16 protein-coding genes and 6 pseudogenes are annotated in these 21,019 nt (G+C 52.9%); 6 read left to right on the forward strand and 16 right to left on the reverse strand.

Features of this window, described 5'->3' with window-relative positions; genetic code table 11:
• Position 1: 1 nt before the first annotated feature.
• From AC07VO_RS13955 to AC07VO_RS13980, 6 genes and pseudogenes are all read right to left on the reverse strand, one after another.
• Positions 2–838 (reverse strand): sugar phosphate isomerase/epimerase family protein, encoded by an 837-nt coding sequence (locus AC07VO_RS13955; protein ID WP_436275202.1) that lies wholly within the window; start codon positions 836–838, stop codon positions 2–4.
• Positions 835–1,629, reverse strand: coding sequence for an NAD-dependent epimerase/dehydratase family protein (locus tag AC07VO_RS13960; protein ID WP_495007594.1), 795 nt, complete (start codon positions 1,627–1,629; stop codon positions 835–837). Before AC07VO_RS13960 ends, AC07VO_RS13955 begins: the two co-directional genes overlap by 4 nt.
• Positions 1,622–2,803: an NAD(P)/FAD-dependent oxidoreductase gene (locus AC07VO_RS13965; RefSeq protein WP_436275204.1), complete on the reverse strand. Its 1,182-nt coding sequence runs from the start codon at positions 2,801–2,803 to the stop codon at positions 1,622–1,624. The genes AC07VO_RS13960 and AC07VO_RS13965 overlap by 8 nt, the downstream gene beginning before the upstream one ends.
• Positions 2,803–3,828, reverse strand: coding sequence for a glycosyltransferase (locus tag AC07VO_RS13970; protein WP_436275205.1), 1,026 nt, complete (start codon positions 3,826–3,828; stop codon positions 2,803–2,805). The genes AC07VO_RS13965 and AC07VO_RS13970 overlap by 1 nt, the downstream gene beginning before the upstream one ends.
• Positions 3,829–3,868: 40 nt before the next feature.
• Complete coding sequence (locus AC07VO_RS13975) at positions 3,869–4,003, reverse strand: hypothetical protein (protein ID WP_436275206.1); 135 nt, start codon at positions 4,001–4,003, stop codon at positions 3,869–3,871.
• A 120-nt stretch (positions 4,004–4,123) separates the two neighbouring features.
• Positions 4,124–4,441 (reverse strand): annotated as a pseudogene (locus AC07VO_RS13980) (IS66 family transposase); the annotation flags it as partial.
• 65 nt (positions 4,442–4,506) lie between these two features.
• Between AC07VO_RS13980 and AC07VO_RS13985 the strand changes: the two are divergent.
• A complete protein-coding gene (locus AC07VO_RS13985; protein ID WP_436275207.1) occupies positions 4,507–4,680 on the forward strand; it encodes a hypothetical protein in 174 nt (57 codons plus the stop codon).
• A 337-nt stretch (positions 4,681–5,017) separates the two neighbouring features.
• Positions 5,018–5,290, forward strand: a pseudogene (locus AC07VO_RS13990) (glycoside hydrolase family 19 protein); the annotation flags it as partial.
• A gap of 211 nt (positions 5,291–5,501) precedes the next feature.
• Here AC07VO_RS13990 and AC07VO_RS13995 read toward each other — a convergent pair.
• Together AC07VO_RS13995 and AC07VO_RS14000 are read right to left on the reverse strand one after the other, a co-directional pair.
• Positions 5,502–8,324: a glycosyltransferase gene (locus tag AC07VO_RS13995; RefSeq protein ID WP_495007595.1), complete on the reverse strand. Its 2,823-nt coding sequence runs from the start codon at positions 8,322–8,324 to the stop codon at positions 5,502–5,504.
• Complete coding sequence (locus tag AC07VO_RS14000) at positions 8,321–8,773, reverse strand: hypothetical protein (RefSeq protein WP_495007596.1); 453 nt, start codon at positions 8,771–8,773, stop codon at positions 8,321–8,323. The genes AC07VO_RS13995 and AC07VO_RS14000 overlap by 4 nt, the downstream gene beginning before the upstream one ends.
• A gap of 388 nt (positions 8,774–9,161) precedes the next feature.
• On the opposite strand from AC07VO_RS14000, the pseudogene AC07VO_RS14005 reads away from it, so the two are divergent.
• Together AC07VO_RS14005 and AC07VO_RS14010 are read left to right on the forward strand one after the other, a co-directional pair.
• Positions 9,162–9,399, forward strand: a pseudogene (locus AC07VO_RS14005) (transposase); the annotation flags it as partial.
• A 73-nt stretch (positions 9,400–9,472) separates the two neighbouring features.
• Positions 9,473–9,571 (forward strand): annotated as a pseudogene (locus AC07VO_RS14010) (IS5/IS1182 family transposase); the annotation flags it as partial.
• 168 nt (positions 9,572–9,739) lie between these two features.
• Here the strand turns inward: AC07VO_RS14010 and AC07VO_RS14015 are convergent.
• The 7 genes from AC07VO_RS14015 to AC07VO_RS14045 form a co-directional block, all read right to left on the reverse strand.
• Positions 9,740–10,138 (reverse strand): GtrA family protein, encoded by a 399-nt coding sequence (locus tag AC07VO_RS14015; protein WP_111454885.1) that lies wholly within the window; start codon positions 10,136–10,138, stop codon positions 9,740–9,742.
• Positions 10,135–11,421 carry an NAD(P)/FAD-dependent oxidoreductase gene (locus AC07VO_RS14020; RefSeq protein WP_138867025.1) on the reverse strand — a complete coding sequence of 429 codons (1,287 nt, stop codon included), beginning with the start codon at positions 11,419–11,421 and terminating at the stop codon, positions 10,135–10,137. The genes AC07VO_RS14015 and AC07VO_RS14020 overlap by 4 nt, the downstream gene beginning before the upstream one ends.
• 2 nt (positions 11,422–11,423) lie before the next feature.
• Positions 11,424–12,374: an NAD-dependent epimerase/dehydratase family protein gene (locus tag AC07VO_RS14025; RefSeq protein ID WP_436275210.1), complete on the reverse strand. Its 951-nt coding sequence runs from the start codon at positions 12,372–12,374 to the stop codon at positions 11,424–11,426.
• A complete protein-coding gene (locus AC07VO_RS14030; RefSeq protein WP_436275211.1) occupies positions 12,371–14,302 on the reverse strand; it encodes an ArnT family glycosyltransferase in 1,932 nt (643 codons plus the stop codon). The genes AC07VO_RS14025 and AC07VO_RS14030 overlap by 4 nt, the downstream gene beginning before the upstream one ends.
• A gap of 184 nt (positions 14,303–14,486) precedes the next feature.
• Entirely contained in the window at positions 14,487–15,227 is a 741-nt protein-coding gene (locus AC07VO_RS14035; RefSeq protein WP_436275212.1) for an SDR family oxidoreductase, read from the reverse strand.
• Positions 15,224–16,537, reverse strand: a complete 1,314-nt coding sequence (locus AC07VO_RS14040) for an FAD-binding oxidoreductase (protein ID WP_111454882.1) — start codon at positions 16,535–16,537, stop codon at positions 15,224–15,226. Before AC07VO_RS14040 ends, AC07VO_RS14035 begins: the two co-directional genes overlap by 4 nt.
• On the reverse strand, positions 16,534–17,976 hold the full coding sequence (locus tag AC07VO_RS14045; RefSeq protein WP_310397277.1) for a UbiA family prenyltransferase: 1,443 nt from the start codon (positions 17,974–17,976) through the stop codon (positions 16,534–16,536). Before AC07VO_RS14045 ends, AC07VO_RS14040 begins: the two co-directional genes overlap by 4 nt.
• A gap of 614 nt (positions 17,977–18,590) precedes the next feature.
• On the opposite strand from AC07VO_RS14045, the pseudogene tnpB reads away from it, so the two are divergent.
• Positions 18,591–18,761 (forward strand): annotated as a pseudogene (gene tnpB, locus AC07VO_RS14050) (IS66 family insertion sequence element accessory protein TnpB); the annotation flags it as partial.
• Positions 18,762–19,361: 600 nt separating this feature from the next.
• On the forward strand, positions 19,362–20,450 hold the full coding sequence (locus AC07VO_RS14055) for an acyltransferase family protein (protein ID WP_495007597.1): 1,089 nt from the start codon (positions 19,362–19,364) through the stop codon (positions 20,448–20,450).
• A gap of 187 nt (positions 20,451–20,637) precedes the next feature.
• On the opposite strand, the pseudogene AC07VO_RS14060 reads toward AC07VO_RS14055, so the two are convergent.
• Positions 20,638–20,990: pseudogene (locus AC07VO_RS14060) on the reverse strand (IS66 family transposase); the annotation flags it as partial.
• Between the last annotated feature and the right edge of the window lie 29 nt (positions 20,991–21,019).

Genomic DNA, 21,019 nt, shown 5'->3' on the forward strand with positions numbered 1-21,019 from the left:
CTCATACACTCACCTCAACACCAGTCCCGCGGTAATGTTGCGTCGCCACCTGAAGGGCTCGTTCAATCGACACCACATGCGACTCATCCTTGGTTGCCACCATCTCGATAGAGACCACATGAGTGGGCAGGTACTGCGACAGGGCGGCAGCCATTTGTCCATGCTCAGTACCTCCATCGCCCAACGGCAACAGGTCGGGCTCGCTGGCATGTACATGCCCAATCAGCGCGGCACAGTCGTGCAAGACCACTAGCGAATTTTCGCCGTTAATAGTGAGCGCACCGGTGTCTAGCTGCATCTGGATGGCTGGATGCGCAATGCACTTCACCACCTGAGCGGTCTCCGCACTGGTGGTCATAAAATTAGCTCCGTAACAGGTGGGGTTGGGCTCAAGACAGATAGTCACCCCGCAAGCCTGAGCGATATCCCCTAACTGTCGGAAAAAAGGAATCGCCACGTCCAAAGCCTCTTGATCGTTCAACCCACTGCGATCACGATTCTTCGGTGAGCCAAAGACCACCCGAGTTGCCCCCAGGCCAGCGCCGATACGGCATATCGCTGCCAAATGCGTTAGCAGGGCCGCCTGGCTTTCAACGGAGCCAAAGACATTCAGCCCCGTGGTGCCGAACAACAGCGCCTGCATGCCGGTGATCTCAATACCGCGCTCAGCCCACCAATCTTTGACTTGAGCAATATCCTCATTCGTAGCTTTGGCGGGTTCTGGAAAATACTTACCAGGTGCGATATCTATAGCATCAACCGCAAACCGCTGAAGCAGCGTAGCGACTGCTTCATCTTCGTTGATATCCCAAGCAATATTGGAAATCGCCAACCTCATACGCTCGTCCCCGAATCGGCTTTAATCGTGAGCGGCTCGGACTGCGCGTAGGCTCTAACCGCCAGGATCGTTTCGCGGGCGCTGTATTGATAGCCGCCCGATACACCAAATACTTGGGCGTGCTTCGTCTGCAGGTCATAGGTCGCAGCGGGATTGGCCAAGGTATGAGTCAAGGATTTACCGAAACCCTGTCGGGAAATATCCTCCACACTAACGGGCTCAGCCGTGAGGTGAACCAATTTCAATCCGGCATTGAGCGCCGTTTGAATGTCATACCAAAGGTTAACCATCGGGTAGAACTGGAATACCCCCCGGCTATCAATTGACTGAAGGTTATTGTCATTCAGAAAGTCGAAGATGACGTTCTTGCGCAAACCTGGGCCAACCAGTCCTGGCAGACGAACAATCAGGTGGTTCGGGAAATGCGCTTCGACGAATGTTTCCAGCAATCGACGATGCAAACCATAGGCATGCAGGCCCGACTCATCGACAGGGCTGTCCTCGTCGACGCCTATGGGATTCTTAAAGACATCCACCGTACTGATCAAAATAAAAAATTTGCACCGAATAGTTTTGAGGTGTTCGATCAGCTCCTCAATTTTTTGTCGATCCGCTTCTGGCTCCCGGTTGGCGATCCACTTCTGCGCCGGAGCACCGGCACACACTACCGTATCAAATGATTGATTATCGATATCGCCAATATTGGTTGAGCGATAAAGCGATGTGAAATTTCCCTGTTTAAGAAGGGTGCCGCCCACGTAACCCGAATAACCAATAAGCGAATTAAACATTCACCTCTCCAAATGTAGATTTTTTTTGATCATCGATGCCGATAATGTTTTCAGCTTCGAGCGTTTCAAGAACGTCATAAATATTGTCAATTTTACCGCCCAGTACTGAATAACAGCCTGGTAACTCTGCGTGCTTTTCAAAAAGGATCGGCCTTCCGTCATTGCCCTCGCTCTTCACCAAAACGGTTTTAATCTCGAATAGCGAGTCGATGTGTTTGGCTTTCAATACTTCAGGAATATACCGTCCAACGTCTCTAACCATCCGATCCACGCGGGTATCGCGTTCGTAAAGACGCAATTTTTCGTAAGGGTCAACCCCTAGCTGGTCATTCCAGTGCATGTGCGGCGTATAGCGAACATGGGACAAGGTATGCAGTCCACGCGCCGGAAAGGGCATCATAGAGAAGAACGGGCCATCCATCACCGTAATACCCAAACCTTTGAGTGATTCGGGCATCTGCATCAGTGCCATTTCGGTAAGTTCTTGCTTAAGATCGGTACTAACACCGGGAAAATCGCCCTTAAACTGATTAAGGCCGCTATAGGTGCAGTTGAATACATAGCGAGAGGTGATTACCTCCTGGCTCCCCTGCTTCATCTCGGTCACAACCTGCAACGGCGCTTGTGCCCCTTTCAAGATCGCGGTCACCCTTGTTTGGTAGTGGATTTGCACCCCGCTTTCTTTCAGCTCGCGCTCTGCCCAGATCGCGAGTTGTCTGGCGTCGAACGCATATTCTTCGACCAGGTACACATCTTCGATCAGACGGGGTTCAAACAAGGCACGCAACACGGGATCTGCAGGCTGGATATCCGCCCCGATTTCCCGACAAAAGCGTTCGAACTGTTTGGCCGTGACTTTCGAGTTTCGCCGGGCAATAGCGTAGAGTTTGGTGAAGTCTTGCTTCACAGCGAGCGGCCAGTCCCGTACAAACTTTGGTAGGTTTACCCGACTTCGATAAGCGGTAGTGAAACTGCGTGGGTAGTGATAGCCGTTATGCACACGCGCCTGATTGTTGTAAGAGGCACGCATCAGAAGCGCCGGCTCACGTTCAATCAGCAGGATGCGCTTAAGGCCACGTTGCTTGGCCAGGTACACAGCGATAGCCGCACCGTAGAACCCGCCTCCAATTATCACGGCATCCTGACTGGATTGGCTTGGATCGAGGCGCAACATCAGGAAACACGTTCAATGGTCGGGGGTTTCTCCTCGGCTGAATTTGACACCACTTCTTCGATGTTCAGTTTTTCATGCCGGGTCATGCGAGCACTGGTGAACTCTTGGCCTACATGATAAAGCGGGCCCTCATTTGACAGGCTGGCCATGTTCAGAATGTATTCGCCCAAGACCAGCAGAACGAGCGAGATCAGAAAGAACATGCCCGACTGTTGCAGAGAAAAGCTGATCCAGCCCGGTGCAACATCGGTTTTTAAAATGCCCACCGCAATTACATAAACGCAGTACACCAGGTTGGCAACGGCACCAAAAAGGGAGAGTGAGGTCACCAAACGCATCGGTGCACGCGTTGTCGAGACCAGTAAGCGCATGCCACGGTCGATGCTCTCGCCCAATCGCTTGGGCCGAGATGCCTGCGGCGCGGAGCTGTAGTTCAGGTAAGCACGTGCGAATCCACCCGTAGCAGGAAGGTGCCTGTAGGTCATCGCCGGCTGTGGATGCTGCAGGATGAAATTGATCACCCGCTTGCTTAGAACGCGGTATTGCGGTGCTTCCTTGGCCAGATGGACACCATTGAGGCGATTGTAGAGGCTATGAAACACGGCGTTTGCCCCACGATAAGCAAGGCTTTGAGCGGGTTTTTGCGCATTATTAGCAAACACCACATCAGCACCGCTAACCGCTTGATCGAGCATCTTAGGAACAAAGCTAACTTCATCGGCCAACGGATCGACAACGACAACGAAATCACCAAGCGCATTCTCGAGTCCAACCCACGAAGCGGTATCCGTGTCCACCTCTTTGGTCAGCGCATACACTTGTAAATTGGCCAATCCATTTTCAGCAGTCAGCCGCTTCAACACTAAAATGCTGTCGTCGTCCGAGGCGTTATCCACCACGATCAATTCATAATCACTGACGATGTCCGCAATGATAGCCACCGCATCAGACAGGATATTTTCAATATTTGCTGACTGGTTTCGCACCACAAACACGGCAGACAAAAAACAGGGAAAGAAAGGCATTTTTGGACTCTTAAAATGGATTGCCTAAAGCATTGTCCTATTAAAACAAAAATCCGAGCCCTTCTGAGCGAAAAAAAAGCGCCACCGCTAGCAGTCGCCAACCTTCGCCCGGATTGGGGCCGGCATTGTCGGTGTCGGCGACCTGAACCACTTTTACCGCTTCACTCGTTTGCATCGGTAACGCTTCTTGTGTGTGACGGCCTAGTGTAGTCATTTTACTAACAGACGGACGGGTCTTTTAGTCCACTGTCACAAGGCAGGTGGACTTCAGATTTTACATTGCACATCGTTTGGGCTTTTGCGCCTCGACGAACTTGCTTCGTGCGTGTGCCCAACAGCCTAAACGTTCGACACCGGATTGCGAGCTCAAGGCGTTATAACCAGCGTAGTCATCGGTCATCAGGTAGCCGCGATAACCGTCGAGCAGGCGCGACGGAACCTCCTGCGCCCGGCTGGTCGAGTAGTCAAAAAGGATCACCGGCTGATTTGGCGGCCCGCCGGTTTGCACCCACATCCAGGATTGGCTGCTCGGTTCTCGATCAGGCTCTTTCATCACCTGTACGCGCGTTTCGTCGCGGTGGATTACGCGACTTTCCCGCAGCCGGTCACGGATCGCGCCTGGAGCTTCGCCGCGCCGATCCCGCACGTGCCGACGGATGCCGAGCTTAGGGCGGTGCCATGACTCAGCTCGATGCGCTTTTGTCTGTCGCTAGCGACGCCACTGCTGGCATGGCAGATGCCTACATTGCCGGCTTGCTGGATGCAGGCGATATCGCGACCTTCAAGGCTTTCACTGCCAACCAGCTGGCGCTGAACAATATTGTAGTGGTCAACTACTCCCGGACACGATGACCTGTAAATTCTTACGGAGAAAGTGAAGATAAGGTAGTATTCCGGCCCCAAAATTTTATCACCAGGATACTAGCCTACATGGACAGTAAGGGCATGATCGACAGCCTGACTTCGCTCCGTTTTTTCGCGGCATTCGCCATCGTCTTGCATCACGCAAAAGGATTGGTTTTTTCCAGCGAGTTCATGAAGGGGGTCCCACTTTCTTCTGGGGTGAGTTTTTTCTTTGTTTTGTCTCTAAGCTGGGTCGAAAGAAAGAGAGTCAAAATTCAACTGCATTAACCTGATCGAATGATTAAAACAAACCCGCTCCGGCGGGTTTTTTAGCCCGGAGAAAAGTATGCCCATCACCGCACAGCAGCTGCTGCAGATCCTCCCAAACACCCGCAAATGAGCTGGAGTTTTTGCACCTGTCCTTAATACGGCAGTGCAGCGCTATCAGATCGTCAGCACTAAGCGTGTCGCCGCGTTCATTGTGCAGATCAGCCATGAATCAGGCCAACTGATCTAAATCCGCGAGCTTTGGGGGCCTAGTCCGGCTCAGGCGGGATATGAAGGCCGTAAGGATCTGTGCAACACCGAGGATGGCGATGGGGTCCAATTCATGGAACGCTTAAGTTCGACATTGTCAGTAAGCGCACAACAATCAGATGTCATCGGTAGAGTTTGAAAAGTATTATGCAATGAGCTTGGGGGGAAGAAAATCCGGGACGATTCAGCCTTTCTCAGGCCCGCTCCTAGGAGCGTAGCCGCTCCATAAACCTTACCTCTGGAAGGTGAGGTTTATGGAGCATTTACTTTTTTAGCGGTGCCCTGCACGTGTGTTAATAGGTGATCCCCGGAACCACGGTGGTGACGATGTGTTTACCATCGTTGCGGCAGGCTTCAGCTAACAGACGGGCAAGGATCTGTTCCTGCTCTACGGCAGTAAGCTTCAGGCTCTTTAACGTCGACTTCCAACCTTCGGCATTAGCGAGCAACGTGTTCAAAATTGTTGGCGCCCCCCAGAATGATCCATTTACCGGGTACGGAAGGTGGTATGAAGCGGGCGCCTTGAATCCAAGAGACTGACACAGGCTTGAAATGATTTCCGCATCGGCGGTAGCGTCATGAATGTTAGGGTCTTCCGGGAAAACCAGCCCCGGAGCGGCATCAGATGAGTCGCTGCTGAGGAGACCCGCGATGACTCCCAATGCATCGTACTTGCCGCCTATCATGTTTTCGATCAGGTACTGCTGATAGGTTTCCCGGTCGCTGAAATCGATGTCGATCGGGTCGGTGTTCAAATTGATATGCGCGATCGCTGTGTAATCCAGGTAAGGAACGCTCGCCAGGTGTTTGAAGATCGCAAGTAATGGCTGATCTTCACTCACCAGTATGCTCAGTACTGAGTATTGCTCTTTCTGAAGGCATTGTTTGATGGTAAGAGCGGCCAGTTCGTCCGGAACAAGAATGACGACATCAATCTGGGCTGACTTTTTCACGAGAAGCTTGACGATTTGCTCGATAGAGTCTGCAGAGCGCAGGCTTATAAATATCAACGACTTACTATCGGTGGAGGTGGAGGAATGATCTTTCCACGAAAGGTTCTTCCAATTCCATGGTCCCTCGGGGCGGCCGGCACTCAGAAAGTGCGCCAATGGATCCTGAGCTCCGACCGCCGAGGCTTTCATATCCTTGTAAAGGAGGGGATCAAAGCCCGGGAACAACTTGCGTCGCAACACGCCGCGCGTCCACGAGCGCACGTATCGGCGAATAGCTTCAGTAGCTCCTGATAGCTGCACACCTGCCGGTGGGTAGTAGTCTAAATCAACAACCTCGGCCTGTTGTATCGTGGCTGCGTCAACCTGCTCCTGACGGGACAGGGCTGCATTACCCTCTGTAAGGGCGAGTAATTGTTCGACGTAACGGGACATATTGAATTCGCGAGCAGCCAGAGATCGGGCCTGCTCTCCTACCTTATCCCGAGCTTCTTTCGACGAGGCCAGTTGAATGATTTTGTCAGCCATCTTATGGGTGTCCAGATAAGGCGCGACACACTCTTCCTGGAGGCCATTACGCTTAAGAATGTCTGCAACACCCGTTGTGTTATCGAAACAGAGAACTGGCAGGCCCAGTACCATGGCGTCAATAGCGACGTTGGGCAATGGGTCCAAACGGGCGGTCAACAGCATCATGTCGCTCAGGGCATAGACATGCTCAATGGCAGCTGTTTCGGAAATGATCTTGAATCGCTCCGAGATTCCGGCGCGCTGAATCTGATCCTGAAGGTAAATAGAGTAATCAGTATCTTTCTCTGGATTGTAGTTATTGCCGATCCAGACAAAACGACACTTGTGACCTATAGGTGAATTTATTACGCGGGTCGCGCACTCGATAAACAGGTCTACACCCTTGCGGATTTGTACCCAGCCGGCGCCTAATATAACGATCGTGTCATCTTCAGGTCCATCCGGACGCATAATCTTTTGCAGCATCGCCTTCTCTGCTTCGATATGAGCTGGATCGTGTGCCTCGCCAGGGACAATGCTTTTGCCTTGTGCCAACACGGGAAGTTTGCACGAAGCTAGTTCAGGCAGCACCTGTATTGCGCTGTTGAGTGTAATGTCGGCAGAGAAAACGGTTTGACTTGACCATAACAATGCATTTTGGATTCGCGTGCGGGGGCGAATATATACAGCGAACTCGTGGATTAAACTGATTGTCGGGATATAGCGATCGGCCAAGGGCTTGAGTACTATATGGGACTCTACACTGTTCACAATTGCAAATTGAAATGAGTAGGTGTCGAGGAACTTGCCTAATACCCAATTGGCGAAAGTCTCTTTGTGGTAAAGATCCACAGGGCCGGCAACTATCGCTCCAGCCTCGATAAAAGACTCTTCCAACGGGCCGCCACGAAGCAGCAGTGTCACTACATTGAATTGCGAGGTGAGTTGCTGGACGATATTCAGGCTAAGAATAGGGGCGCCGGTTCTCGAAGCTTCATGACTGACTAGCAAAATGGTGGGCTTATCAATAGGCAGCGACTCGATGGGTCGACTCAAAGCGATAAGCGGAATACGGCCAAGCAGGCCTTCGACCCGCCCGTGATCCAGGAAGTGCCGTTCCGGATCAGCGAGCGAGGCGAGAACTGGATACATGGCCCGATAGAAGTCGGCGTTGAATGGCTCTGTCGGTTCATGGAGCAGTCCGCCAGCGAGAACCTGCTTTTCGCCTGCATAGTCGCGAGAAGCCTGCGATATCGGCTTTGGAACACCTAGGCGGCCTTCCTGGATGCCGTGGCAAAGATAGTGTACGACTGCGGGAATGCCGGTCGCTTTAACATCGGGATAAGTTTCGAGGTAGTAGTTTTCGTCAAAAGCTTCTCCATTGGGAAGAATTATCGACGGAAGCCTTTTTTTTATGTCCGTTAAACTGATCAGGCGCCAGAATCGTGAGTTAAATAAGCGCTCCCACGAGTTGGACAGTGTTTGAATATACTCTTGTTTCAGCCCCGCCTCAGAGGCTTTCCATTTTTCCAGATTAATTTCCAGTTTTTTGTTCTGGGAGCTTAGATCCGCCAGTTCAGATTTGAGGCGAGCATTTTCATCGGAAAGTTTAATGATGGTGGTTTGTTCTTGGTCTACTTGTTCGTTATTTTTCATGGTCGTCTTCGACGGTAAGTTGCTGTGGATGTTGTGGCGCCGTGTGCCACTACATTCTCGGTATTTAGCGCTTTGATCTGCGTTTTTAAAGAAATGCTTTCCAGGTTGGCATTGGCGAGTACTTTTGGTTCAGTCTGGCTGTTGAGCCGTACGCTTTCGAGGTGCTGAGCGTGACGGGAGCCAGGGTCTGGATACTCATTGATGTATTTCGATATCTCATCTTCGGTCGGCGCTGGCAGGTCAAGCGCCGAGGCAGAATCTTGCCGGCTTAACAGCTTGTTATTGACAGCAGTGACGTCTCTGTCTTTCCAAAAACTGGCCGTATGGTCCATATCCATCGGATGGAGGGGGGCACCAAGCTCAACGCCCATGGTACTGAGTGCACGCGCAAGTGCGATGTTTCCGCTGCGAAGCATGCTCAGAACCATGGTTGTTTTCTTGGCAGTCAAATGGCTATCGTCCTTGGAAAAAATTCAGCGCTGGTAAACAAGGTGAATGCAGGAACTGAGTGCAACACGGTCATTGAATGGATGTAGGCGGCATTATGCTGCATGGCATGACGCCTTGCATCACCTCACCCATGACCTGAGTGGGCATTTGAAGTCGAAGCTTTTTAGTGGCCCCCTCGTTCATTGCTAGGCAATGTCGTTCGTGTCTCCCGGTTGCGAACCGACAAGTGCGTGCCTTTGGGTCGGTACTGGAGGATTAGAGCGTTGATACCACCATCGACTTTTGCGATACATGGAAAGCCTAAGGCCTATCTTCTTCTCGTCCTAACTCATTGAATTATAAATGTAAAATTGCATTGTAATAGCTCTCGGACAGTGCGAGCTTGCAATGCCCCGATTGATGCTCAGCGATGAGCACCGGTCGAAGTGGCGGGAAATTCTGCTGCACAAGACCATCAACAACAAGCGTGATCTACGGATAACGGTCGAAAGCATGTTGTATTGCATGCGCACAGGCTGTCCCTGGAGTGACTTGCCCGAAGCATTCGGTGGCTGGAGCAAGGTCTACAAACAAGCGGCTCAATGTGGTTCAAACGCTTGTGACTGATCCTGATATGGAGTGGGTTTAAATCGATGGCAGCTATTTCAAAGCCCACCAGCACAGTGCAGGGGTTGCAAGCGGTCTGAAGAGGTTGATACGAACCGTATTACCCGAAGGCAGGCGGTAGTCGCAAACCCTATCCGTTGGAGACCATGCTGCCCATTCATCTGTTGCAGAACAGGTGCTCGATCAGCGAGCTGCGCGATATCGTGGGGCGTCAAGCGGTACCTCTAACGCCCCATAGACCAATTCACGTTGAAATTGCCCGCTTATGCGCATGCTTTGTTGAAGGTGCTGTGGGCGGCGACCAAGGCGGCCAATCCCGGAGCCCGGGCCGTGTGGTCCGGGCTCCTCTACGTGCGATTTCAGCGAAATGACCAGCGCTTGTGGCCGAAGTAGCTGGTAAACACCGGCACAGCCACGCCGACTGCGTGCGCTATTTCATGCTTGAAGGACTCCATGCCCATTGCAGGCAGGATGTACGATGCCAGGCCAATACTGATGATCCATGTCTGTACGACCGCAACCAGGTTGACCAGTACAAAGAACATTGCCGAGTGATGGATGGGCTGTTGGCTTTCGGTAAAGACAAACATTCGTGCCAGTACAAAGGCGGTGATCATGCCGGTCAGGTAGGCGAGCCCGATCGAGACTGAAAAGCTCAGCCATTGGTTATAAAGAATCCTCGAGAAGAAGTTGACAGCAGCTGCACTACCCCCCGTCACCAGAAAGGCAAGGAACTGTCGATTAAGCAGCTGTTTCACTTAACTGCATCCCTTGCCATGTTTCTACCGAAATCGATGCTCTCGGAAATACCGCGATCCTCGGGATAGTAGTAGGAGGTATCGGCTACCCACAAGCCTTGCACTGGCAGCGAAACCGGCGGCAGCCGGTCCAGATAGCCCGGGTCGCAAATGGGCTGCGCATGCCGATAGCGGCTGGCGCGGATATCGATGAAGTCCTCATCGTTCAGCGTCGGGTTGATCTTCTTTAAGTAGCGACGCACCTTGTCGAGGAAAGCCTGGTCCGGTTCGGCGAACTTAGGATGTTCACCAGGCATGTAGAACGGCACATAGACAATGTGTTCGTTCATTGGGCGCAGGTTGGTGTATTCGACAAGTCCGGGGATATCCATCTCGGGGTCGTTGGTATTGAGCCAGAAGTTCTCGGTCAGAGGCTTGCGCAGCTTGGCGATCACGCAGACCACCGCAACGTTCTTGAGGGCTGCGAAGCGCGCGAGAATATCCTGTGGCAGGTCCGGCATCAGGGAGGGCACATAGGGCAGGGGCACGGTGCTGATGACCTTGTCGAAGCGCTGGGTTTCTTCCCCGCAGACCACACCCTGAACCTTGCCGTGTTCGATGATCACGCGGTTGACCGGCGACTTCAGGCAAATGATGCCGCCGTGTTTTTCGATGTCGGCCTTCAGCGCTTGCAGCAGGGTGTCAGAACCGCCATCCAGGTAGCCGAGTTTTTCGCGGAACAGGCTATAGCGCGAGCGGCCGATGCGGCGGATGCGGCTCCAGATCCAGGCTGCCGATAGGTTATCGGTGTAATGGTAAAACTTGTAGTCGAACAGGCGCTTCCATAGCACTTCCCAAGCCTCGGCCCCGACCCAGCGCTTGATCCAGCCCGTGGCTTCGACGTTGTCCAGAGGCTTCCAGTCATTTCTCTTGGTGGACAGGAATGCGTGTAGGCCATAACGGACTTTGGCTGTCAGACTTAGGCCCTTGAACTTGAGCAGAGCAATGGGGTTACCCCAAGGTTGCAAGCGGTTTTGATACCAATAGCCCATTTTGGTTTCGACCCAGCGCATTTTCGAGGCCAAGCCCAACTCGTCCAGTACCTTCAGGAAGGCGTGGTCAGAAATGCAATGGAAGTGGTAGTAGCGCTCGATGGTGGTGCCCGAGAAATCGAACGCCGCGGTCATTCCACCCACACGGTCATCCGCCTCGAATACCACGGGTTTATGCCCGTCCCTGGCCAACTGGTAGGCCACTGCCAGGCCCATGGGGCCAGCGCCCAGCACGGCAACTCTTTGTCCCATCGTCAAAACTCCAGAACCACTTTGCTGTAAGTGGGGTCGTTGAAGGTTTCCTGTATCGCCTTGGCAAACGGCGTGTAGGTCACGCCGAAGGTGCCGGGCCAGTCATTGACCTCGAATTCGTCCTTGGCGCTGAGTGCAGCCAGCTGTTGGGTGGTGAAGGGTGGGTTCTTGTCGAACAGGCTCCATGTCCAGATCAGGCTGTAGAACAGGCCGTAGGGAATGCATGCGATCACGGCCTTGGCGCCGGTGGCACGCTTGATTTCGCGAATGATATCGATGTAGTCGACTTTTTCGTGCCCCGATACGTTATAGATGCCGTCGCGCACACGGTTTTGTATGCAGCTGATGATGACATTGCAAAAATCGCCCACGTACAACGGCTGGCGCATGTAGCGGCCATGACCAGGAATAGGGAAGACCGGAACCTTCTTCATGAAGCGCGACAGCCAGCCCAGGTGTTTGCGGTCAAACCAGCCAAACATGAGCGTCGGGCGCAGCACCGGGCAGGGGATGCCACTTTCCAGCACCATCTTTTCCTGGTCTATTTTGCTTTTTGTGTAGAAGTCGTCGGCCACCGATTCGACCACCGAAGAGCTGATGTGCACCAGATAGTCGATGCTGTGCAGTTTGATCTGTTCAAGAATCAGGCGGGTGGCATCAACGTTGTTCTTGACGAATTCCTGATAGTCAATACCACCGATCTGTGCCTGCAGCATGACGACCACATTGGCACCGGCGAAGGCCTGTTGCCATTCGCCGGGCATGGACAGGTCACCAAAAATGGTGGTCACGTCAGGCTGTACGCGCTTGAGGATCTCCAGGTTTTCGCGGTGCTTGTCGATGACCACGATATTGCTGTAGCCCTTGGCCTTGAGGCGAGCTACCAGATTCTGTCCGACCAGCCCGGCACCGCCGGGCAGGATGATACGTTCATCAAGATTAATAGCGGTCATTGCGGGTCAACCTGGATGTCTTTGCGAAATTGGCACAACTGCAGTTCCTTGCCTACCACGCGGGCCACGCCAACGGCATAGCTGCCCTTGAGGTCGCGGGTGTCTATAACGCGGCCGAAGCCGGCGTTGCCGAGGTCGGATTTTTTGAAGAAGTCGTTTACATCAGGGCGTGCGTACTGGGTCGCATCATAGTAACGCACGTTCTGGTGGGCATCGGTGAGGGTGATGTAGACCTGTGACGGCAGCTGGTTGCGGGCCGCATCCACGACGGTCCAGCCCTTGGCTTCAATGGCGCCTGCGAGCTTCTGCGTGGTCGGGTTCGCGAAGTCAAGGCTACCAATGCATTGCGCTGGGGCCTTCGGTAGGTCCAGGCCCACGTTCGTCTGTGGCAGGCTGATGTAGCAGCCTGATACTTCGGCGACCTTCCACTGACCGTCTTTGTGTTGCTGGTTAACCAATTGGCCAAGGCTGGGCTTCTCAACCGGCGGGCACGCGACTACCGCGCCCAGGGGCGCGCCACCCAGGAAGGTCTCGGGGGATTCGATGGTCTTGTCCAGATCCTTGAAGCTGTTGGCAATGGTGAATGACTTGTGTTGTGCGTAGTAGACGATCGACGAACTCCAGTCGTTGCCGTACAGGGTAAATGCCTCGCCTTCCTTCATGTTGTGCTTCAGCGTGTCAGCCACCAGCAGGTCTCTGGAGTTGCTCAGGTCAATCTTCTGCCGCAGGTTTTCGCCGTACCCTTGTGCGAAGGTGCTGTAGTTGTTGGCCAGCAAGGCTACGAACAGCCCCAATATCCACAGGCGAGACTGCGGCTGAGCGAGGCCTTGGGACAGCGCCACGGCCAGGGCGAAGATGATGAAAATGACGCTGGCCGACTGGTAGTAGCTATGGACTAGATGAAGGTTGGTGAATAGGAACAGGGGCAGCAATGCCAGGACGCAGCTCGTCAGCACCACCAGGCGAGTTCTGGTGTCGCGAGCCATCAACAGGGCGCAAAGGATGATTGCGATACCGAAGACGCCCGACAGGTTGCCCTTGACGATGCGTGACCAGATGACCTCGCCATACAACAGCTTGGAAAAGCGTTGAGGCAAAGTACCCCAGTTCCATGTCGAGAGCCCGCTGGACGTCAGGGTGCTGCCGAATTCATTCTGGTTCTTGAGCACGTCGGTGTAGTGGGTCCAGGCAACCCCGAACACGATGGGCAGCGCGAACAGCAGAATGCCCAAGGTGATGTTGCGTGCACTTATGGCCTTGGACAGGCCCCCATTGCGCTGGATTTCGTGGACCAGGAATACCAGTGCCATCACCGCCAGCACCGGCAGGCCGGTGGTGGCTTTTTGCAGGATCGAAAGCGAAATCAGAGTGGTGAAATAAATCGCGTCCCGGTGGCGACCTGCGGCCAGGAAATCGAGGAAATACTTAATCGCGGCAACGGCAAAGAACACCGCCACCGTCTCGATCATGAAGGTGCGACCCCAGAACAGGTAAAGAGGGCTGGAGAACAGCAGACCGGCGAAAATGTAGAAGGTGCGCGGGGCTAGTTTCAACGACAGGCAAATGGAGCGAGCCGGCAGCAGGCATAGCACCAAGAACACGAAAGAAACGATCCTGCCGACCTTGCCCAGATCGATGCCCGTGAACTTGCTGATCAGCGCCACCAGCGCCTGATAGAGCGGGAATTCAAACGGGATTGACCAGGGGGCGCCGGAGACGGGTGTTTCGTAGGCGAACTTGAAACCCTCCTTGATGAACCAGAAGGAGGTCAGCGCTGTTTGGGTCTGGCGAAAGCCGAACAATTCGAGCAATGGCTGCCCCGAAAAGCGAAACGCCAAATAGGTCGCGTAAAGCACCGTCAATACGGCAATGCATTTGATACTGCGCTCGATCAGCAGCTCATTATCTGCCAACTTGAATAGCTTCAAGGATCCACCCCAGTCCGTCTAAAAGTTTGAATATCAGAATTTTTTTTTGAATATGAATTGCGGCAACTTCTGGATGACCATCATGATCAATGACCAGAAGCGCGGTACATTGTTATTGCGCAACAATTTGCGCCTGCAGCATAACTACAACATTCGCACTGTCCACTCGTCTGGAAGTAAGTGATTACATATTCATTCTTTTGAAGAGTACGCCAGGAATTAACTTAATTATCATCATGATTAATACCCAGAATCCCGGGGCGTAGAGGACGTCAACTTTGCGATCAATACCTTTTACAATGCGTAGGGCCACCAGCTCAGGCTTGGCCAGCAGTGCAGCAGGTAATGGTAAGCCTTGAGTCATCGGTGTATCGACAAAGCCCGGCCTGATGTCAATGACATGTACACCGACCTTGAACAGACGTGCTCGTAGACCTTCACAAAAGGTGGAAACCGCAGCCTTGGCGGTACCGTATAAGTAGTTGGACGGACGACCGCGGTCACCAGCTACCGAGGTAATCACAGCCAAGGTGCCACAACGCTGGGTTTCAAATTGGTTGGCCAGCAGCGTTAGCAGGGCGATCACCGACGTACCATTGTTGGCAAATTCCTGGAGCGCTACGCCAACGTCCTGCTCGCAGACTTTCTGATTGGGCAATGTGCCGTGCGCAATGAGCGCAATATCGATTTGCTGTAAGGTCGCTAGGCAACTGTCGAGCATTGCGCCGTGTGCTACAAAGTCGGTGGCATCCATGCAGTGAAGTGTTACTGATTTGGCGCCTCGACCTTTCAGGTCGGCTGCGGTTTGTTCTAGTTTTTCGAGGTTACGGGCCACGAGAAAAAATTCGCTGCCTTGTTCGGCCCATAGACGTGCACAGGCAGCGGCAATGGCCGATGTTGCACCAATAATTAGAATTCGTTTCATGCAGTAACTCGTTTCCAGAAGTGGGAATTCAGAGAGGGATCACGCAGTGCTTCCAGTCGTTCCCATGCGGGGTATGCTTTGCGGAAATCGCCGCCGGTCATGTGGGCATCCTTGGCCGGATACAGGCGACCACCACTCTCGCGAACGATGGCATCCAGCCTTGCAAACAGCCGCACCAAGTCAGCCTTCTGCGGAAAGTCCAAGGCTAGAGAGGTGCCGGGGAGAGGGAAGGACAGCAGGCCTGGCGAGGCGATGTTGCCACAGCGTTTGAGCACGGCGAGAAACGAGCCTTGGCCAGAGTCTGCAATGGCTTCCAGCAACTCGTGCATGACTACCTCGGCCACTGCGTCGGGTATCACGCACTGGTATTGCTGGAAACCTCGGCGCCCGTAGATACGGTTCCAATGCAGTATGCGATCCAGCGGATAAAAGAAGGGCTCGTAGTCACCGCGTTTGCGTGTGCTCTGGGCAGGATGCACCCTCCAATACATATCATTGAAGGCTCGCAATGACAGGTTGTTGATTAGAGACACTGGCGGTGTCAGCGGCATGCTCAACTTCGCTCGCTCGTCCACTTCCAGTGAACCATAACGTGCGTGGTCACCTACGATGAATACGCCCCGCCCGGTCTGAGTGCCTTTTGCCAGGCAGTCGATCCAGGCGACACTGTATTCATGCTGGTGATCGAGTTCGGCGGACAGGCTGAAGAATTCGCCCAGATTGCCGAAACGCACTACGGTGCTGTCGATCTGGCTGGTGCGAATGGGGATAAGCTGAATTTCTGCCCACACGATAATCCCAGTCAGACCTAAACCTCCAATAGTAGAGGTGTAAAATTCGGGATGCTCGGTAGGAGAGCAGGTCAGCACTCCTTCATTATGGCGCAATAAACCCAAACGCCGCACATGGTTGCCAAAGGTGCCGCGCAGGTGATGGTTCTTGCCATGGACATCGTTAGCGATGGCCCCGCCGAGGGTGGCAAACTGGGTGCCAGGTGTGACTGACAGGAACCAGCCCTGCGGGATGGAAATTGCCAGGATCTCGGCGAGGGTTACACCGGCCTCTGCTTGTACGGTTCCCTGCTGCCAATCAACCTGGATGAAGCGATTAAGAGCTCGCATGTGCAACACTTGATCGCTCGCGGCTAGGCAGCTGTCTCCATAACTACGTCCGTTGCCATACGGCAGGGTGCTCCCGTGCGTGGCGGCCACCGCATCGCGCAGAGACTCGACTTCGCTACGCCAGCTACAAGCGTGTGCAGTCTGCGGGGCATAGGGATAGCATCCCCAAGAGTGCAGCGGACGACTCATGCTGCTACCCAGAACACCAGCCCAAACAAAGCGCCAACGACCAGACTGCTGCGGTCGCGGATGGCGAACACTACAGGGTCATCATGCATTTGCCCGCGATGAGTGAGCATCCACACTCGAGTGATCCAGAACAAGAGCAGCGGGCAGGCTAGCCAGATCACCTGTGGGTGGGCATAAAGTCCGGTTGTAGCCTGATCATGGATGTATAGAGCCAAGACCATTACGGCTAGATAACCGGAAGACGCGCCCAGCGAGGAAATCATTTCCAGGTCGGCGGGATAGTAGCCTCGCCCACGGGTTTTCCCGGTATCGCCCTTGCGCCTTGCTTCGCGCAGCTCCGCGTAGCGCTTAACTAGTGCGAGGCTCAGGAACATGAACATCGAAAACGCCAAAATCCAGAATGTCAGTTCCAAGCCGAATGCTGCCGCGCCAGCTATGATGCGCAGGGTATAAAGCGCAGCCAGGGCGATCACATCGATAGCCATCTGTCGTTTCAATGACAGCGAATAGGCGAGAGTTAATATGTAGTATGCAATGAGGGTTCCGGAAAACTCCCAAGGCAGAAGCCATGCAGCCCCGGAAAAAGCGCCAACCAATAATACGGGAAAGAGCTGTAGCCCGGACTTGATCGACAATCGTCCAGCGGCAAATGGACGATGTCGTTTGGAGTGATGATGCCGGTCATCGGCGAGATCCAACAAGTCATTAAGTAGATAGACGCTAGAGGCACATAGTCCAAAAAACAGAAAGGCCAATACTCCCTGCCATAGGAGCATGGGGTTGGTCAGTTGATGCGCCGCCATTAGAGGCACGAAAATCAGCGCATTCTTCATCCACTGGTGCAGCCGCAACGCCTTCAACCAGTCCTTCGCCCTGGAAGGATTGGAGTGAATCACCTGTTCGACATTGCCCTGTGCCCGAGCGCCACGCTCAACACCGGATTCCGGATTGACCACATAAGCCTTCCGGGCAACCGCCCAAACTGGGACGTCGTCATGAGAGTTACCCACGTAATCAAAGCCCTGCTCACTATAGTGCTCGACCAACAGATCGCGTTTACGATGGGCCGACAGGTTTCGCTTGCTGTCAGAGGCTAGCACCAGGTCAAACAATTGAAGATGTTCAGCAATGCGTTCGGCCAGGCTGTAATGGCTGGCTGTCGCCAGCACTACGGTCCGACCGGTACGCCGCTCGACTTCAATTAGTTCAATGACTGCAGGATCGAAAGGCAGGACACTGACGTCAATATGGGTGGCATGGGCGAGGCCTTCCTTTAAAGCCACCTTGCCTTTGGTCAACCAAATAAAGGGTTTAAACAGGCTCAATGGCTTATGCCGAACAAAAGCCATACCTGTTTCCAGCAGCAGATCGGAGCGCAGCAGGGTACCGTCGAGATCGACAATAAGCGGAATAGTGGGAGATGTAATTTGGACAGTCACAAGAGCTCTTCCTGAATATTGGCGACTCAAACAAAAACAAAATAAGATCAGGAAAACAACGGAGATCTTAGCAAAGGCTACTAAAAGGCCGTCAGGCTTTAATTTGCGCGAAATGGTACCACGGTTGACACATGGATTCACGGGAAGTGGCTAATAAATTGACTGACAGGGCATGCGGTGATGAGGGTGATCACAGAGTCGTAACGCAGCCGATCCCTGACCTGGTCAACTTGATTCGATCCCCGCACAAAGAGTGAGGTGCGTCAGTAACCCCCGAGAATCATCCATTTTTCACCGTTCTCTCCGTAGATCACTCCACTCGCCTTGGAGTCGATTCCGGGCACCGATCCGCTTCTCGCAATTGCTGAATTTGATCTTTCCGCCCCGCCGCGCAAGGTCAGTGGCATTCGCTCGCAACTCCGGTTTACAACAGGAAGGCGAACGCTCGGCGCGGTTGGACGATTACACCCGCGCTCGACAGGTCCTACGCGAAGCCGTCAGTGGCTACATCCCCCGATGGCGATATCGTTGACTGAATCTACCAGCAACTTCGACTCGAGCCCTGATTGTTTCACATCCTGTAACGGACACATTTTTGACAGGTATTTGACCCCGTACTTTTCGTCTTTCTGAATCGCCCTCGTAATCTAGTGAAAATCCTTTATTGGGAGCGCAACGGGTTTTGCCTTTGGCTTAAGCGCCTGGAGTCTGAATGGTTCAAAACCTCGCCCGACATCACGGATGAGGTGATCGTGCTGACCGTACAAGAGCTGAACGTATCGTAAGCGCTCCATTAACCCCATATTTTAAAGGTTGGGATCTATGGCTATCTTGGAATTTTCGGCGTGTAGTTCCGCGGCAGCAAGGCTTCGAAGTCTTTGTCACGGTAAACGGGAAGCACATCTGGCGGTAGATGTACTTCGTGGATTGCATACGAATAAACGACGGCGTCTCTCAGCAGCGCCGGGCGCGACCTGTGCCACGATAGTGTGAGCTCCTCGAAGCTCGCAATACCGAGACCTGCCGGATCCGAAGCGACAGGCGACGAGCGATCCAAGGCTCAGGAACTCCTACGCTCCTGACCTCCCCGACACGCTTTATCGCAACGACGTCTTGGCAGAGCAGCACAAGCGCCTTCAAAAGCGGCGCGCTCCAGTTAGCATCTGGAAGGTGCAAAGGCTGATTGAGCTGCAAGAGGACCAAGTAGCGTTGTATCATCCTCACCGCGTCATCAATGATGGCACGGGAATACGTGTGATCCAGTCCTCCAGCGAAGACATTTGCCCAGGCCTGACGAAGCGCCGGGTATTACCCTGCGCGACCAATGAGCTGTTGCAAGAATAGAAATTTCTTATCATCTGTAATTAAAATCAGGGCGGAAATACATGCTGCACAAGGATAATAACTTGAACTTGTTACGGTTGGTTGCCGCGCTGATGGTTCTATATGCACATTCATTCGATATTTACGGTAATACTCCGGAGATTTTTATCGGTATTGATTCCTATGGTGGGCTCGGGATCGCAATATTTTTTATAATTAGTGGTTATTTGATTTCGAAAAGTTGGAGTTTTGATCCTTCGGTCATTAGCTTTTTAGTTAAACGATCGCTGCGAATATTTCCAGCCCTGATTGTTGTTGTGGTGCTAACTTCGTTTCTTCTTGGTCCGGTTTTTTCGACGTTGACAGTCAAGCAGTATTTCTCGGATCTGGCATTTATTATGTACTTGAAGAACATAATTTTAAGTCCGGTATTTTATTTGCCGGGCGTGCTGGAGCACTCCAGAGTTGCCAATGTGATCAATGGTCCTCTATGGAGTTTGCCTATTGAATTTTTCATGTATTTGGTCGTGGTGGCGCTTGGGCTTCTATTCAAAGGCGGTCGTCTTGCATACACAGTTACCGCAGCATTGTTTGCGCTGATTGTAGTTTTTTGGTGCTGGCGAGATGCGCCTTTGCTGGTGGTTCACGGTACTGATGTAAGAAACATTCCGTTAATAGGCATCTATTTCATGATTGGGGCATGTTATGCGAAGTGGGGGCTCGAACGGTGGTTCAGTCTCTCCGGCGTAACTGTCATGGTGATGATTACCCTTCTTCTGGCTCCGTATTTATCGTTTTCGAAAGCCCTGTTATGGCTTACGTTACCGTATGTCGTTTTGGCATATGGACTTTCCAAAAGTTGGTTGGGGAGTTTGGTTAATAAAGTGGGTGACTGCTCTTACGGTGTTTATATCTATGCTTTTCCGGTTCAGCAGTTTGTTTTGCTAAAATTCCCTGGTATTGCCTATTCAACCTATCTTGTTGTTACAGTGGTCATTACTCTGATTTTGGGATACAGCTCTTGGCATTTGGTAGAGAAAAGGGTTCTCAAATTCAAGCCAAAAAATAAAGTCAGGTCTGTATTGAATGGTGTTGATGCCTATTCGGCGTTCAATCCTGTTGTGGGTGAAAAGCTCAATTCAGGGGCTTGAGCAAGTGTATGTATTTATGATGTAACAGTCACTCAGGTCACCTATGAAGAGCTAAAGGGGGCTGCCGCGACAGCGCAGACGCCTGACGATCCTACCCCCCCCCCAGGGTTTCATAATGCCCGGTTTATGGATCAGCTACTTCGTAACAGATCCATAAACTCCGCCCACCGCAAGGTGAGGCCTTGGTTTACCTTGGCATTACCGGTGAGCAGTTCCACGGCAACAACGCTTCGTAGTCTTCTACCGTGGATGCATGCGGCAACCGCTCAAGTACGTGGCGCTGCCACGTATAGGGCTCTTGGCCGTTGACCTTGGTGGTCTCGACCAAGTTGTAAATCTGGGCACTGGCGGTGGCGGTGGCGCCTTTGGGCGTATCGCTGAACCGCAATGCCTTGCGCCCTATGACAAACAGTTTTATTGCGCGCTCGGCTCTGTTGTAGTCGATCGGTAAAAAACTGCCTCCACGTAACGCTCCAGCCGGCTCCAGATGCTTGCCAGATAATTAACGGCCTTGCCCAGTGCGCTTTGCGAAGTGACCTGCCAATCCCATTGGTCCTGCGCCTAATACG

Source organism: Pseudomonas sp. GW821-FHT03E01, assembly GCF_059420765.1.

What these genes read in the sequence shown, in the direction of transcription:
- AC07VO_RS13955 (WP_436275202.1), bottom strand. Translation starts at nt 838, where the DNA reads ATGAGGTTGGCGATTTCCAATATTGCTTGGGATATCAACGAAGATGAA.
- AC07VO_RS13960 (WP_495007594.1), bottom strand. Translation starts at nt 1,629, where the DNA reads ATGTTTAATTCGCTTATTGGTTATTCGGGTTACGTGGGCGGCACCCTT.
- AC07VO_RS13965 (WP_436275204.1), bottom strand. Translation starts at nt 2,803, where the DNA reads ATGTTGCGCCTCGATCCAAGCCAATCCAGTCAGGATGCCGTGATAATT.
- AC07VO_RS13970 (WP_436275205.1), bottom strand. Translation starts at nt 3,828, where the DNA reads ATGCCTTTCTTTCCCTGTTTTTTGTCTGCCGTGTTTGTGGTGCGAAAC.
- AC07VO_RS13975 (WP_436275206.1), bottom strand. Translation starts at nt 4,003, where the DNA reads ATGCAAACGAGTGAAGCGGTAAAAGTGGTTCAGGTCGCCGACACCGAC.
- AC07VO_RS13985 (WP_436275207.1), top strand. Translation starts at nt 4,507, where the DNA reads ATGACTCAGCTCGATGCGCTTTTGTCTGTCGCTAGCGACGCCACTGCT.
- AC07VO_RS13995 (WP_495007595.1), bottom strand. Translation starts at nt 8,324, where the DNA reads ATGAAAAATAACGAACAAGTAGACCAAGAACAAACCACCATCATTAAA.
- AC07VO_RS14020 (WP_138867025.1), bottom strand. Translation starts at nt 11,421, where the DNA reads ATGGGACAAAGAGTTGCCGTGCTGGGCGCTGGCCCCATGGGCCTGGCA.
- AC07VO_RS14025 (WP_436275210.1), bottom strand. Translation starts at nt 12,374, where the DNA reads ATGACCGCTATTAATCTTGATGAACGTATCATCCTGCCCGGCGGTGCC.
- AC07VO_RS14035 (WP_436275212.1), bottom strand. Translation starts at nt 15,227, where the DNA reads ATGAAACGAATTCTAATTATTGGTGCAACATCGGCCATTGCCGCTGCC.
- AC07VO_RS14040 (WP_111454882.1), bottom strand. Translation starts at nt 16,537, where the DNA reads ATGAGTCGTCCGCTGCACTCTTGGGGATGCTATCCCTATGCCCCGCAG.
- AC07VO_RS14055 (WP_495007597.1), top strand. Translation starts at nt 19,362, where the DNA reads ATGCTGCACAAGGATAATAACTTGAACTTGTTACGGTTGGTTGCCGCG.